Raw genomic sequence first — 14,342 nt, forward strand, 5'->3', positions numbered from 1 at the left:
CGAGTGCGCCGGAATGGGCCGGGGGCGTGTGCGCCGGAGGGGGGCCGGGGAGCACGCCGTACGCTTTGAGCATGAAGATCGCTGTCATCGGCCTCGGGGACATCGCGGAGAAGGCGTACCTGCCGGTCCTCGGCGTCACCCCCGGCCTCGACCTGCACCTGTGCACCCGAGACCGCGCCACGCTCGACCGTCTCGGCGACGCCTACCGGGTCGAGCGGCGTTTCTCCTCGGTGGACGAGGTGCTCGGCGCCGGGGTCGAGGCGGCTTTCGTGCACGTCGCGACGGCCGCGCACGCGGAGGTCGTCGAGCCGCTGCTGCGCGCGGGCGTCCACGTCTACCTGGACAAGCCGATCGCCTACACCCTCGCCGAGTCCGAGCGCCTGGTGCGGCTGGCACGCGAGAGCGAACGGTCGCTGCTCGTCGGCTTCAACCGCCGCAGGGCGCCGTCCTACGCGGCGCTGCGCGATCTTCCCCGAGACCTGGTGGTGATGCAGAAGCATCGCGCGCGCCACCCCGCGGACCCGCGGACCGTCGTCTACGACGACTTCGTGCACGTCGTGGACACCCTCAGGTTCCTGGTGCCCGGCGAGGTCGAGCACACCGGCATCCGCACCCGGGTCAGGGACGGGCTGCTGGAGCACGTGACGCTGGAACTGTCCGGGGACGGCTTCGCCGCCTTCGGGATCATGAACAGGGTGGGCGGTTCGGCCGAGGAGACCGTGGAGGTCATGGGAGGCGGTGCCAAGCGCCGCGTGGTCAACCTGGCCGATGTGATCGACCACATCGGCGACGAGACCCTCACCAGGCGAGGCGACTGGACCCCGGTCTCCCGGCAGCGGGGCATCGAACAGGTCTGCCAGGAGTTTCTCGACGCGGTCCGCTCCGGCACCGTCCTCGACGCCGCCGACGCCCTGGCCACCCACGCGATCTGCGAGGACATCGTCGCCGCCGCGAGCTGACCGCCCGCGCCGCGAGCCGCCGTCGCGAGCCGGTCGCCCGCGCGGAGAGCCGCCGACGCCGATGGCAACCGTCACCGCGGAGAGCCGCCGACGCCGATGGCCGCCGCCGCCCTCACCCCCGCGAGCCGGCCGCCCGCGTCGCGCGCCCTGGTGGCACGACGTGGACGGACGGCTCGCCGGGTTCCCGGCGGGGCGGCCCGGTCAGCGTTCGGCCAGGTACCTCCGGCCGAGGGCGCGCAGGCGATCGTGGGCCGACTCGTAGACGTCCGGACGGCCGAGGGTGGACTTGGGGAGCTTGGCGACCATCGTGTAGTTGGTGTCGCAGACGTTGCCGACCGGTGCCTCGCCGATCTGGCTGACCAGCTGGTAGGCGTCCAGTGGGTCCAGGCCGGTGAGCTCGGAGGTCCAGGTGACCAGGTCGTGCTGGCTGATCCGGTACGCGTCCTCCAGCGGGCGGGCCGAGCCGGTGGACATCAGGTGGCCGTCGTCCTCCAGGCGGGGCCACGGGGTGCTCACCCCCTTGATCAGCTCCACGGCGACGACGGTGTTCATCGCCGCCTCGACGGCGGTGCCGCACACCTCGCCGTGCCCCTGCCTGGCGTGCCCGTCGCCGATCGCGAAGAGCCCGCCCTCGACGTTGACGCCGAGATAGACGGTCACCCCGGCGCGCAGCTCGGGGGTGTCCATGTTGCCGCCGTGGGCGTCCGGGGTGATCGTCATGCGGGCCTCGGACGCGGCGGGCGCGACGCCGACCGTGCCGTGCATCGGGTCGAGCGGCAACTCGACCGTGAAGTCGCTCCTGCGAGCGTGGTAGCGGACCACGCCCGCGGCCGTGTCGATGTCGTAACGCCACACCAGCTCCTCCAGGGGAGGGGTGAGCATCGCGGTGGTGTGGGTGCCGGTCAGCGCGCCGAAGTGCGGGAACGTCGCCGACACGGCCCAGTCCCTGGCGGGTTCGATGGAGACGAAGTGCAACGCGAGCGTGTCGCCCGGCTCGGCCCCCTCCACGTGGAAGGGGCCGGTGACGGGATTGAGGTAGGGGAACTCGCAGACGCGCGAGGGCAGGTCGCCGACCGAGGTCACCAGGCCGCCGAAGCAGTCCTCGGTGTACGTCTCGACGATCGAGCCCGGGGCGATCCTGGCCACCGCGGGCCGCCCGCCGAAGGTGTAGCTGAGGTCCTCGGGCGCGGGACGGTAGGAGAAGACGTTCATCGCGCGCCTCCCACGAGGGACCGCGTGCCTGCCATGGGGAGTCGCGCGCCTCTCGCGCGGAGTCGCCCGCCCCCCACGGGGAGCGGGAGGCGACCACGCTTCGCGACGGGGAGGGGGGAGCTGAGCCCCTCCTCGACCTCAAGGAAGATGTCGAACACGGTTCTGCCCTCGCATGCTGTCGGGTCGGTGGGACGGGGGTCGTGGGCTCTCAGGGCTTGCCGGCCGTGTCGGGTGCGGACGTGCCGGGCGCCTCCGGGGTGTCGACGAGCCCGGCCAGGGTGGGCCGGCGGCCCGTGGCGTAGGAGACGCCGAGCACCACCAGGCCGACGACGAACCAGATGATGCCGAGCGTCTGGGCCGCGATGCTGGCGTTGATCACGACGTAGAGCAGGATCGCGAAGCCGAGCACCGGGGCGATCAGGTGCCGCCACAGGTCGCGGCTGCCCCGGCGCACGACGTAGTGGACGACCACCGACACGTGCAGCGCGAGGAAGGCGGTCATCGCGCCGAAGTTGACCAGCCCGCTGATCAGCGTGATCCCGTCGTCGCGGGTGGTCAGGTAGAGCCCGACGACCAGGGAGACCGCGGCCACCACGAGGGTGGCGTTGACGGGCACCCGGTGCCTGGGGTCGATCTTGGCCAGGAAGGAGGGGAGCTGGCGGTCGCGGGCCATCGCGAACAACAGGCGGGAGGTGGCGGCCTGGGCGACCAGCGAGTTGGCGAAGCCCCAGGCGATGGCGGTGGCGACCGCGGTCAGCACGCTGAGCCAGTGGCCCCCGGCGAACTCGGCCATGTCGTAGAAGGCGGTGCCCGCGGGGTCGCCCTTGGTCAGCAGGTCGGCCCGGTCGGGGGTGAGCAGCGCGGCGACCCAGGTCTGCGCGATGAACAGCACCCCGGCCAGGCCCAGCGCCGCGACCATGGATTTGCCGAGCCGCCGCGAGTCCTCCCGGCTCTCCTCGGCCATCATCGAGATGCCGTCGAAGCCGAGGAAGGACAGCACCGCGATCGAGACCGCGCCGAAGACGAGCGACCAGGAGAAGGTCGAGGAGTCGAACAGCGGGCTGAGCGCGCCCGCCTGGGCCTTGCCCTGGGCCAGGGCGACCACCCCGACGACCATGAAGATCGCCAGCACGATGAGCTCGCCGACCAGCATGATCTTCGTGATGCGCGCGGTCATCTGGATGCCCGTGTAGTTCACGACCGTGTTGAGCACCACGAACACGATCAGCCAGCCCCAGACGGGGATGGCCGGGACGAAGGAGGCCATCGCCGCGCTCGCGATGAGATAGAGCAGGGCGGGCACCAGCACGTAGTCGAGCAGGATCACCCACCCGGCGAGGAAGCCGACGGGCGCGGCGATGCCGCGGCCCGCGTAGGTGTAGACCGATCCGGCCATCGGGAACGCGCGGGCCATCTGCGCGTACGAGAGCGCGGTGAAGGCCATCGCGACCATGCCGATGGCGTACGCGAGGGCGACCATGCCACCCGAGGCCTGGAAGACGCCGCCGAAGATGCCGAACGGCGCGATCGGGACCATGAAGATCAGGCCGTAGACGAGCAGGTCGGTGAAGCTCAGTGACCTGCGGAGTTCCTGTCGGTAGCCGAATTGCTCCAGTGAGGGCTCGGTTGTCATGTACGGCTCCTTGAAGTGGGTGCAGCCGTACCCTAGAACCTTTCCTTGCAAAGGAAAAGTTTTCAGTCGGAAGTTTTTGTCCGATTTTGACCCGCCACGTACCTAGCGGACGATGTCGAAGTCCAGCCCGTCGGCCCGGCCGATGTGCGCCTGCCGCCGCACCCCGTGTCCGCGCAGGGTGAGCCGCCCCCGCGCGGTGACGATGGAGGTGCCGTCGGCGATCGCGTCCACCTCGGGCACGGCGAGCGTCCCGGCGCGCGAGCCGAGCGCGGCGAGCATCAGCACCGCCTCGTAACACCCCTGCCCGTGCCCGTTGAGCAGCGGCGCGGTCGAGCCGAACCGGCGGGCGTAGCGCTCGCCGAGGCTCAGGCTGTCGTCGGTGACCAGGCTCGCGAAGTAACCCATCGCGCCGTACAGCTCGCCGGTGGCGTCACCGCCGATGCCGAGCAGGCCGTGCTCCTCCAGCGCGCCGCAGAGCCGCGGCCACGACAGCCCGGCCGCCGCGAAGGCCCGGTTGAAGGCGACCAGGTCGCTGCCGACCAGGCTGAGCAGCACCGCGTCGGGCCGGGCGGCCACCAGCCTCTCCAGGATCGGGGAGAAGTCGCGTGTGCCGTACGGCACCAGGAGCTCGCCGGCGACGCCGACGTCCCGTGCGGCGAGGTGGCGGCGGGCCGCCCCGTGGACCAGGCGCGGCCAGACGTAGTCGTTGCCGAGCAGGAACCACCTGCGCGCCCGGCGGCGTTCGATGAGCCAGTCGAGGCCGGGCCGCAGCTGGCGGGCGGGGGTCTCGCCCAGGAAGTAGACCCCCGGCGCGTGACCGCCCCCCTCGTACGGCGGCGCGTAGACGAACGGCACCCTCCCGGCCAGCGCCCGCACCACCTCGATCCTGACGTCGCTGCCGTGGGTGCCGACCACGGCGTCGATCGCGCCCCAGCGGGCGAGCCCCGCCACCTCGGCGGCCACCTGCGCCGCCGGGCGGCCGCCGTCGACCAGGACCAGCTCCACCGGCCTGCCGAGCATCCCGCCCGCGAGGTTCACCTCGTCGGCGGCGAGGATCGCGCAGTTGATCGCGCACGGCCCCACCAGGCCGAGCACACCGGAGATCGGCACGACCAGCCCGACGCGCAGCGCGTCACCCGGGAGCAGCTGGGCTTCCAGGGGTTCTATGACGGGTGTGATGGCTTCTGCCACAGGGACGAGTATCCTCCCGAATGGATGGGTACGGCAGTCCCGTTACTCGGACGGGACACGGATCGTGACGCAGACGGGAGCTCCATGTGGTGACGACCGGGCTGGGATCCTCGCTCGCCTACCTCCTCAGCAGGGCCGAGCGCAGTGTCAACCGGGGACTCGCCGCCGCGGTGACCGCCCAGGACGTATCCGTCGAGCAGTGGCGCATCCTGCGCGCCCTCGCCGACGGCCGGGGGCACTCGATGGGCGAGCTGGCCGAGGCCGTGCTGATGCCGCACCCGACGCTGACCAAGGCCATCGACCGGCTGATCGACCGTTCCCTCGTCTATCGGGGACACGATCCCGGCGACCGCCGCAAGGTCGCCGTCTTCCTCGCCGACCGCGGGTCCGAGCTGCTGGCCCGGGTCGAGGGCGGGGTGGCCGAGCACCATCGGCTGATCGAGGCGGTCTACGGCACCGAGCGCACCGAGCGGCTCATGCGGGATCTGGAGGGGCTGGTCACCGCCCTGGACGACTCTCCGGCGGTCCCGTCCGCGGCGGTCCAAGAGCGTGGTGCCCCGGGTGGTTCCGGCCGCTCGTGACGCGCCCCGGCCGGTGACGCCGGAGCCCGTGCGCGCTCCGGCCCCCGAAAGCCCGGCCCCCGAAAGCCCGGCCCCCGCAGACCCGATCGCCGAAAGCCCGATCCCTGGAAGCCTGACCCCTGGAAACCTGGCCTCCGGAAAGCCGGCCTCCGGAGGCCGGAGGAGCCGCGCCGCGCTCCGGCCCACGGTCCCAGGACCCATCGCACGCCCCCTCACGGGCTCAGGAGTGCAGCCCGCGCGCCCGGTGGGCCTCGGCGACCCGGCCGACGCCGATCACGTGGGCCGCCTGGCGCAGGGTGATCCCGCACTCGGCGGCGACCTGCGCGGTCGTGTCGAACGCGTCCTCCACGATGCCCCGGAGCCTCGCGTCGACCTCGCGCGCGCTCCACGAGCGCGCCTGCATGTCCTGCAGCCACTCCAGATAGGAGACGATCACGCCGCCCGCGTTGGCCAGGATGTCGGGGACCACGGTGACGCCCGCGTCGGCGAGGACGCGGTCCGCCCCGGGTGTGGTGGGGGAGCTGGCGCCCTCCACGACCAGACCGGCCCTGACGCGGGTGGCGTTCTCCTCGGTGATCGCCCCTTCCATCGCGGCGGGGACGAGCACGTCCACGTCGAGCTCCAGCAGTTCCTCCTGCGACAGCGCGTCCGCCCGGCGGTAGCCGCGTACGCCGCCGGTCTCCTCCGACCACGCCCGCAGGTCGTCGACGTCCAGGCCGGAGCGGTCGATCACGGCCCCGGTGCGGTCGGAGACCGCGACCACGAGGCAGCCCGCGTCGGCGAGGTAGCGCGCGGCCGGGGCGCCGACCTTGCCGAAGCCCTGGATCGCGACGGTACGGCCCTCGGGGGAGCCGCCCAGGGCCCTGAGCGCGGCGACCCGCACGCCGCGGGAGGTGGCTCCGGCCCGGTCGGGCGCGCCGCCGGGGGTGACGGGTCCGCCGATCGTCACGCCGGGCACCGGGTAGCCCGCGTTCACCGAGTAGGTGTCCATGATCCAGGCCATGGTCCGCTCGTCGGTGCCGACGTCGGGGGTCGGGACGTCCCTCTCGGGACCGATGATCGGCAGGACCTCGTTGACGTAGCGCCGGGTGACCCGTTCCAGCTCGCGGGCGCTCAGCGAGGCGGGGTCGACGGAGACGCCGCCCTTGGCACCCCCGTAGGGGATGCCGGCCAGCGCGCACTTCCACGTCATGCCCATTGCCAGGGCGGTGACCTCGTGGACGTCGGTGCGGGGATGGAAGCGGATGCCGCCCTTCGCCGGGCCGCGGGTAGTGTTGTGCTGAACCCGGAAGCCCTGCACGACGTCCATCCGGCCGTCCTCACGGCGGACGGGGACCGAGACGGTGAGCGAGCGGCGGGGAGTGGCGAGCATGGCGCGCAGGTTGTCGTCCAGCTCCAGCCGGTCGGCCGCCTGGTCGAGCCGGAACAGCGCGGAGTCGAGGGCCTGCCGGCCCGGACTGGCGGGAGCGGTGGCGGTGGCGGCCGGCGTCTTCGACGGCACCGTGAGCGTTGTCAAGGCAAACCTCCGTACGGTGAGCGGAGCGCCCTTGCTCCACTCGGGACACATGGTCACGATCAGACTAGGTGCGGTTTTTTGCCCGCAGGGACGGGTCGTGTTTCGTTCTGATGACTGATCGCCGGGCCTGTCCGCGAGCCCGCGGCCAGGAGGTGCGTGTTATCTGCCGGTCCTCTTGGGCAATCTGGAGGTAACACGCAGATATGGCAGTCTCCGGTCAAGGATTCTTGCTGTTGTGCAGCGGTTGAGGGGATGAAAGTGCCGGAACTTGTGGTCGGGCCGATGCTGCGTTACGTGGACGAGACGAGCGCGTCGGTGTGGGTGGAGACGAGCGAACCGTGTGAGGTGACGGTCGAGGTCGGCGGCGTGAGTTCGGGGGCCAGGACGTTCACCGTCCACGGCCACCACTACGCGATCGTCGACGTGGAGGGTGGCGGGACCTACGAGGTGCGCCTGGGCGGGGAGACCGTGTGGCCGCTGCCCGACCAGCCGCCGAGCCGCATCCGCCTGCTCGGCCCGGACGGCCCGAACCGCGTCATGTTCGGCTCCTGCCGGACCAGCGTGCCGCACGACCTCGTGTACACGATCTCCCACGGGGTGGACGTGCTGCGCGCGTACGGTGGCACCCTGCCGGACGCGCCCGACGAGCGCTGGCCCGACCTGCTGCTGCTCCTCGGCGACCAGGTCTACGCCGACGAGCCGTCCGCGGAGATGCTGGCGTTCATCGCCGACCGCAGGGACACCGAGCCGAAGAAGGAGATCGCCGACTTCGAGGAGTACGCCGAGCTGTACCGCCTGGCGTGGACCGACCCGGAGATCCGCTGGCTCCTCTCCACCGTGCCCACCGCGATGATCTTCGACGACCACGACCTGCGCGACGACTTCAACACCTCCGTCTCCTGGCGTACGTCGATGGAGGACGTCCCCTGGTGGCGGCACCGGGTGGTCTCCGGGATCGGCGCCTACTGGGTCTACCAGCACCTGGGCAACATGTCGCCGGCCGAACGCGCCTCCGACGAGGTGCTCAGCAAGGTGTGCGCGGCCGAGGGGGACGGCGCCGAGGTGCTCGACGTCTTCGCCGAGCACGCCTACGACGTTCCGGCCGACAGCCGGTGGAGCTACGCCCGCGACCTCGGCGACACCCGCCTGATCATGCTCGACTCCCGCTGCTCCCGTCAGCTCGACCCCGGAGACCGGCGCATGATCGACCCGGTGGAGTGGGAGTGGCTCACCGAGCAGCTCCGCAAGGAGGGCGCGAAGCGCTTCGTGATCGGCTCCTCGGTGCCGTTCCTGCTCCCGGCGGGCATCCACCACATCCAGAACTGGAACGAGGCCCTGGCCCAGGGCGCCTGGGGCAAGACCGTGGCCCGCTGGTCGGAGACCCTGCGCCAGGCCGTCGACCTGGAGCACTGGGCGGCCTTCCGCCGCTCGTTCGAGGACCTGTCGAAGCTGCTGATGGGGCTGGGAAAGCCGGTGATCATGCTCTCCGGCGACGTCCACTACTCCTACGTGGCCAAGGCCCACGGGCTCCCCATCTACCAGCTGGTCTGTTCCCCGATCCGCAACCCGCTGAGCCGCACCCTCCGCCTGGCCAACATCGTCGCCCAGTTCGGCGTCGCGAGCCTGGTCGGCCGCTCGCTCTCCCGCGCGGCGAAGATCCCCAAGCCGCCGTTCAAGTGGCGGATCACCAACGGCCCGTGGTTCTCCAACGCGGTGGCGATCCTCTCCCTGGACACCGACCCCACGTCGGTCCGCTGGGACACCGCCGCGGGCACCGAGGTCTCGGAGATCACCGTCGTGGAGCTGGAGGACTCCGCCGTCCGCTAGCGGAGCCGGGGTTCCGGTGCGGCACGTCCCCTCCGGGGCGCGGACCGCACCGGAGGGGACGCCTCGCGACCGTGGGTCACCTCGCGAGTGCGGGCCGCACCGGAGGGGTCACCGCGCGAGTTCCGCCAGGACCGCCCCGAGCTGGTCGACCGCCCACAGAAGGTCCTCCTCGGAGACGACGATCGGCGGGGCGAGGCGGATGGTCGAGCCGTGGGTGTCCTTGGCCAGGACGCCGTGGGCCATGAGTGCCTTGGAGACCTCCCGCCCGCTCGCCAGCGACGGGTCGATGTCGACCCCCGCCCACAGGCCGCGCCCGCGCACGGTGATCACACCGTGGCCGATCAGCCCGCGCAGCCTCTCGTGCATGACCTCGCCGAGCTTTCTGGCCCGCGACTGGTACTCGCCGGTGCCGAGCAGCTCGATGACCGCGTTGGCGACCGCGCAGGCGAGCGGGTTGCCGCCGAAGGTCGAGCCGTGCTGTCCCGGCCTGATCACGCCGAGCACGTCCTCGTTCGCGGTGATCGCCGAGACCGGGACGACGCCGCCGCCCAGGGCCTTGCCCAGCACGTAGATGTCGGGGACGACGCCCTCGTGGTCGCAGGCGAAGGTCTCGCCGGTGCGGCCGAGACCCGACTGGATCTCGTCGGCGATCATCAGGATGTTCTCCGCGGTGCACAGCTCGCGGACCTGGGTGAGGTAGCCGTCCGGCGGTACCAGCACCCCGGCCTCGCCCTGGATGGGCTCCAGCAGCACCGCGACCGTGTTGGCGTCGACGGCCTCGCGGATCGCCTCCACGGAGCCGTACTTCACGATCCTGAAGCCGGGGGTGTACGGGCCGAAGCCGCCCCGGGCGTCGGGGTCGGTGGAGAAGCCGACGATCGTGGTGGTCCGGCCGTGGAAGTTGTCCTCCATCACGATGATGTTGGCCTGGTCGGCGGCGACGCCCTTGACCTCGTAGCCCCACTTGCGGGCCACCTTGATCGCGGTCTCCACGGCCTCGGCGCCGGTGTTCATCGGCAGGACCATGTCCTTGCCGGTGAGGTCGCCCAGCCCGGCGGCGAAGGTCGCGAACTGGTCGTGGAAGAAGGCGCGGCTGGTCAGGGTGAGCCGCGACAGCTGCTCCTGCGCCGCCGCGATGATCTTCGGGTTGCCGTGCCCGAAGTTCAGGGAGGAGTAGCCGGACAGGCAGTCGAGGAACCGCCGGCCCTCCACGTCGACGACCCAGGCGCCCCGCGCCTCGTGGATCACGACGGGCAGGGGGTGGTAGTTGTGCGCGCTGCGGCGCTCGCTCAGCTCGATGAAGTCGTCGGTGCCGGTCATCCGATGTCCGCCCCTTCCCTGGTTTGTCTGGTCCGTGGCCGTCATGCCCCGTTCTGTCCCCGGATCTCCAGCGTGCAGCACTTGGGGCCGCCGCCCGCCTTGCGAAGCTCCGACAGGTCCACCGGGATGACCTCGAAGCCGCGGCGCTTGAGTTCGAGCTGGAGGTCGGCGGCCTCGGCGTTGATCACCACGTTGACGCCGTCGCTGACGGCGTTGAGGCCCAGCACGGCCGCGTCGTCCTCGCTCGCGACGACGGCGTCGGGGAAGAGGTTGCGGAGCACCTCCTGGCTCCCCGGCGAGAAGGCGCCCGGGAAGTATGCCACGTTATGTCCGTTCAGCGGGAAGAGCGCGGTGTCCAGGTGGTAGAACCGGGGGTCCACCAGTTGCAGCGTCACCACCGGGCGGCCGAGGAACTCCTGGGCCTCCTTGTGCGCGGTGATGTCGGTGCGGAACCCGGTCCCGGCCAGCACCAGGTGGTCGAGGGTGAGGAAGTCGCCCTCTCCCTCGTTGGTGAAGGCCGCGTCGCGGACCCGCTCGTAGCCGTGGTCGACGAACCACTTCAGGTACGCGGGCCCCTCGGCCGCGCGCTGCGGGTGGGTGAACCGCGCGCCGTACACGCGGCCGTCCACGACCAGCGCGCCGTTGGCGGCGAAGACCATGTCCGGCAGGCCCTCCACCGGGTCGATGAGGCTGACGCGGTGCCCGAGATCCTCGTAGGCGCTCCTGAGCGTCTCCCACTGCCTGATCGCCACCTCGCGGTCGGCGCCGGACTCGGGATGCATCCACGGGTTGATCGCGTACTCGACCGCGAAGTGGTCGGGCCGACACATGAGGTAGTGCCTCGTCATGGATAACCCCGCAGGTAAAGGTCGTGGTGACAGTCGCCGTCACGGTCTCGACGGCGGTGCCATCAGCCTAGGAAGAGCGTTCTCGCAGGCCAAGGGGCCGTGTTTGCGTGCTGACGCGGGTTTCTTGCGTGCCTCAGGTCAGGAACGTCGATTCGTTGTGCGGAGCGAGGAACGGCTCGCTGCGCGAGGTGACCAGGGGGGCCTCGATCAGACGGGAGAGCACGATGGAGCTCTTGGTCCGCACCACGAACGGCTCCGCGGCGATGCGCTCGATCACCCTCTCCACGTGCCGCACGTCGGTGGCCCTGATGTGCAGCAGCGCGTCGGCCTCGCCGGTGATGGTGCACGCCGAGACCACCTCGGGATGGCGGCCGACGGCCACCCCGATCTCCGACGGCGAGGTCTTGCCCGCGCAGAACAGCTCCACGTAGGCCTCGGTGGTCCAGCCGAGCGCCGCGGGCTCCACCCGGGCGGTGAAGCCGGTGATGGCGCCGGTCTCGCGCAGCCGGTCCACCCGGCGTTTCACCGCCGACGCCGACAGGCCCACCCGCTGCCCGATCTCCGCGTACGTGGCGCGGGCGTCCTCGACGAGCGCCCCGATGATGTCGCGATCCAGCCTGTCCAGTTCCACGCAGACCTGTATACCGCCTGGATCGGCGCGGGCTCGCGGTGGGCGGCGGTGGCGCGCGGCCCGGACACGAGAATGCCGCCGGGCAGATGATCTGCCCGGCGGCATTCGCCGTTCGAGGGGCCGCGGCCGGATCGGGCCCCGCCGGGCTCGCCGACGGCCTGCTCCTGGGCCTCCTCGGGGGAGGTCTCCAGGTCGCCCGCTTCGTCGCCCGCGAGGTCTCCGATCAGGTCTGGTCGGCCTCGCCGGTGGCCTGCTCCTGGGCCTCCTCGGGGGAGGTCTCCAGGTCGTCGCTCGCCTGGGCGGCGTTCGCCGTCTGCTTGTCCAGGCCGACCCAGCTCGTCACGCTCTCGACCGCGAACAGCACGCCGAGGTAGAGGGTGAGCGCGGCCAGCACCCAGGTCAGCACGCCCAGCGCGGCGCCGGCGCCGATCAGCAGCAGCCGGAGCTCCCAGCCCAGCCCGGCCTGGAACACCCAGGGGGCCGGCCAGATGCTCTGCCGCGTCCGGTACACCGTGTCGTAGGTGTGGTAGCCGATCACGTAGATCAGCACGTACAGCAGCCACTTGGGCGCGTCGGCCGCCAGGCCGATGAGGATGATCGTGAGGAACTCGGTCCCCCGGATCAGCGGCGGCGTCAGCCAGTCGAGCTTGCCGAGGTGGTCGCGGGCCGCGGTGGGCAGCACCAGGACGACCATGACCAGCACCGGGACGAGCAGGATCGGCCCGTTCACCAGCATCCCGGTCACGGCCATCGCGACGATCGCGAGCAGCGCGGCGAGCGAGGCGGGCACCGGGGGCAGGCCGGGTCCGACCTTGTCGCGCAGCAGCGTGACCAGCGGGCCGTCGTCGCGGTAGGCGAGCAGCCGGGCGGTCTGCACGCGCAGCCGCTCCTCGTACGGATCCGGGGCGGGGATGGTCTGCGGCTGGGTGATCATGCGAGAGACCTCATCAGGCGTCCGGTGAGCGAGTAGGCGGCCCCGATGCCGCCCCAGATGATCAGGGTCAGGAAGGTGATCCTGGCGTCGAACAGAGCGCTGACGATCGCGATGGCGGCGAAACGCTCACCGATGGGGAAGACGATCATCTTGCGGGCCCAGTGCACCGTGCGGTAACGGCCCGCCCTGCCCCAGAGCCTCAGCAGGTTGCGGATCCCGCCGGTCCTGGCGTTCTTGCGCTCCTCCAGCGCCTGGCGCAGGCCGGTGTCGGCGCTGACCGACAGCGCCACCGAGGGCAGCGGCGACGGGGGCTTGCGCCGGTTCGCCGCGCCGTAGGAGAAGTCGAGGAGGTGCTTGATGGACTGCACGCCGAGAGCGATCAGCGCCAGCGTCCAGACGTCGCCCACGCCGGAGACCGCCGCGCCGACCGCCAGCCCCGCGAAGACGACGTACTCCTTGAACCGGTCGAACGTGGCGTCCAGCCACGCTCCCAGCACGCCGAACTTGCGGGCGTACCGCGCGACCTGGCCGTCCACGCAGTCGAACACGAACGCGAAGTAGATCAGCACGCCACCCGCGACCATCCCGGCCCGCTCGCCGGTGGCGAAACACAGCGCCGCCGCCACGCCCAGCGCGATCGAGATCAGCGTGACCTGGTTGGGGGTGAGCCCCCGCCTGGCCGCCCAGCGGGCGATGAACCGGGAGTAGGTGCTGACGAAGTACGTGGTGAAGAAGCCGTCGGCGCCCTTGACCGCGTTGTTCAGCCGCGCCTTGTCCTCGTCGAACGTGGACATCTCGGCGAGCGCCTCGGCGGCCTCCTCGGGAGAGGAGACCCGGCGGAAGAACAGGTCGCGGCGGCCGCGGATGCCGACGGAGACGCCCTTGCGCACCAGGCCCAGCACCAGCAGCTGGACCAGGTCGTCGTCGGGGCCCAGCAGGTGGGCCATGTCGGCCAGCTCGCGGGCGGCCTCGGCGAGGACGGGCGCGTGCTTGTGGTGCAGGTGCAGCGGGCCGAGCAGGACCGAGTTGGGCCTGGTCACCCCGTGGTAGGCCGAGCCCACCGAGATGACCCGGGACTTGCGGGCACGCACCCGGACGGGCAGGCCCTCCAGCCTCCGGTCGCCGATCTCCGGCAGCGCCTCGTCGATCGGGACGTCGGGGACGATGACGTCGCCGTTCTCGTCCTCCTCCCGCGGCTCCTTGGTGATCAGCGCGAGGGCGCCGCGCTTCGACTTGGTGATCTGGTAGATCAGCTCGTCGTGGATCAGCGAGTTCGTCGGCAGGAAGAGCAGGTTCTCGGTGGCGCCCTCGACCGCGTCGGCCACGGCGCGCAGGTCGCCGGCCAGGTCGGAGGTCTCGACCAGGCTGCCGGGGAAGCCCCGGTGGGCGGCGGCGTCGCCCGAGCGGACGATCGTCACCGGCTCGGGGTCGAGGGAGGCGAGCTGGCCGTGCAGCTTGCCGATCACCGTGGGGCAGCCGGGAAGCGCGGGCAGGGTCAACGCGGCGGGCGTCGCCTGGCCGGGAGCGGCATCGGGGCCGGGCGATGAGCCCAGCAGGACCACGCGGGGCATGGCACCCTTTCGTGCGGAGACGGGTGTTGGGGCGGTGTAACCGGGCGGCATTTCGCCAGAGGCCAAAGTTTAGTGAGTTTTGGGTGAACAACACGCACCGGTGATCTATCCGTGTCGTT

At 71.4% G+C, this 14,342-nt stretch carries 12 protein-coding genes; 3 read left to right on the forward strand and 9 right to left on the reverse strand.

The window, feature by feature from the left end:
• Nucleotides 1–71: 71 nt before the first annotated feature.
• A complete protein-coding gene (locus tag ACFFRH_RS21220) occupies nt 72–959 on the forward strand; it encodes a Gfo/Idh/MocA family protein (RefSeq protein WP_386158904.1) in 888 nt (295 codons plus the stop codon).
• Between the two features lie 201 nt (nt 960–1,160).
• On the opposite strand, the gene ACFFRH_RS21225 is transcribed toward ACFFRH_RS21220, so the two are convergent.
• From ACFFRH_RS21225 to ACFFRH_RS21235, 3 genes are all read right to left on the reverse strand, one after another.
• Nucleotides 1,161–2,171: an acetamidase/formamidase family protein gene (locus ACFFRH_RS21225; RefSeq protein ID WP_386158907.1), complete on the reverse strand. Its 1,011-nt coding sequence runs from the start codon at nt 2,169–2,171 to the stop codon at nt 1,161–1,163.
• A 208-nt stretch (nt 2,172–2,379) separates the two neighbouring features.
• Entirely contained in the window at nt 2,380–3,804 is a 1,425-nt protein-coding gene (locus ACFFRH_RS21230) for an APC family permease (protein ID WP_386158910.1), read from the reverse strand.
• 102 nt (nt 3,805–3,906) lie between these two features.
• Entirely contained in the window at nt 3,907–4,995 is a 1,089-nt protein-coding gene (locus ACFFRH_RS21235; protein WP_386158912.1) for a substrate-binding domain-containing protein, read from the reverse strand.
• Between the two features lie 89 nt (nt 4,996–5,084).
• Between ACFFRH_RS21235 and ACFFRH_RS21240 the strand changes: the two genes are divergently transcribed.
• On the forward strand, nt 5,085–5,576 hold the full coding sequence (locus ACFFRH_RS21240; RefSeq protein WP_386158914.1) for a MarR family winged helix-turn-helix transcriptional regulator: 492 nt from the start codon (nt 5,085–5,087) through the stop codon (nt 5,574–5,576).
• Between the two features lie 220 nt (nt 5,577–5,796).
• On the opposite strand, the gene ACFFRH_RS21245 is transcribed toward ACFFRH_RS21240, so the two are convergent.
• Nucleotides 5,797–7,092: a Glu/Leu/Phe/Val family dehydrogenase gene (locus tag ACFFRH_RS21245; protein WP_386158917.1), complete on the reverse strand. Its 1,296-nt coding sequence runs from the start codon at nt 7,090–7,092 to the stop codon at nt 5,797–5,799.
• Between the two features lie 258 nt (nt 7,093–7,350).
• Between ACFFRH_RS21245 and ACFFRH_RS21250 the strand changes: the two genes are divergently transcribed.
• Nucleotides 7,351–8,919, forward strand: coding sequence for an alkaline phosphatase D family protein (locus ACFFRH_RS21250; RefSeq protein WP_386158919.1), 1,569 nt, complete (start codon nt 7,351–7,353; stop codon nt 8,917–8,919).
• A 108-nt stretch (nt 8,920–9,027) separates the two neighbouring features.
• On the opposite strand, the gene rocD is transcribed toward ACFFRH_RS21250, so the two are convergent.
• The 5 genes from rocD to ACFFRH_RS21275 form a co-directional block, all read right to left on the reverse strand.
• Nucleotides 9,028–10,239, reverse strand: coding sequence for an ornithine--oxo-acid transaminase (gene rocD / locus ACFFRH_RS21255; protein ID WP_386158922.1), 1,212 nt, complete (start codon nt 10,237–10,239; stop codon nt 9,028–9,030).
• Nucleotides 10,240–10,280: 41 nt separating this feature from the next.
• Nucleotides 10,281–11,087 (reverse strand): dimethylargininase, encoded by an 807-nt coding sequence (ddaH, locus tag ACFFRH_RS21260; RefSeq protein WP_386158925.1) that lies wholly within the window; start codon nt 11,085–11,087, stop codon nt 10,281–10,283.
• Nucleotides 11,088–11,220: 133 nt separating this feature from the next.
• Nucleotides 11,221–11,718 (reverse strand): Lrp/AsnC family transcriptional regulator, encoded by a 498-nt coding sequence (locus tag ACFFRH_RS21265; RefSeq protein ID WP_344748111.1) that lies wholly within the window; start codon nt 11,716–11,718, stop codon nt 11,221–11,223.
• 223 nt (nt 11,719–11,941) lie between these two features.
• Nucleotides 11,942–12,652 (reverse strand): DUF5941 domain-containing protein, encoded by a 711-nt coding sequence (locus ACFFRH_RS21270; RefSeq protein WP_344748110.1) that lies wholly within the window; start codon nt 12,650–12,652, stop codon nt 11,942–11,944.
• Nucleotides 12,649–14,223 (reverse strand): CDP-alcohol phosphatidyltransferase family protein, encoded by a 1,575-nt coding sequence (locus ACFFRH_RS21275; RefSeq protein ID WP_344748109.1) that lies wholly within the window; start codon nt 14,221–14,223, stop codon nt 12,649–12,651. Before ACFFRH_RS21275 ends, ACFFRH_RS21270 begins: the two co-directional genes overlap by 4 nt.
• Nucleotides 14,224–14,342: the final 119 nt, after the last annotated feature.

Source organism: Streptosporangium vulgare (assembly GCF_042428775.1).
Classification (GTDB): Bacteria; Actinomycetota; Actinomycetes; order Streptosporangiales; family Streptosporangiaceae; genus Streptosporangium; species Streptosporangium vulgare.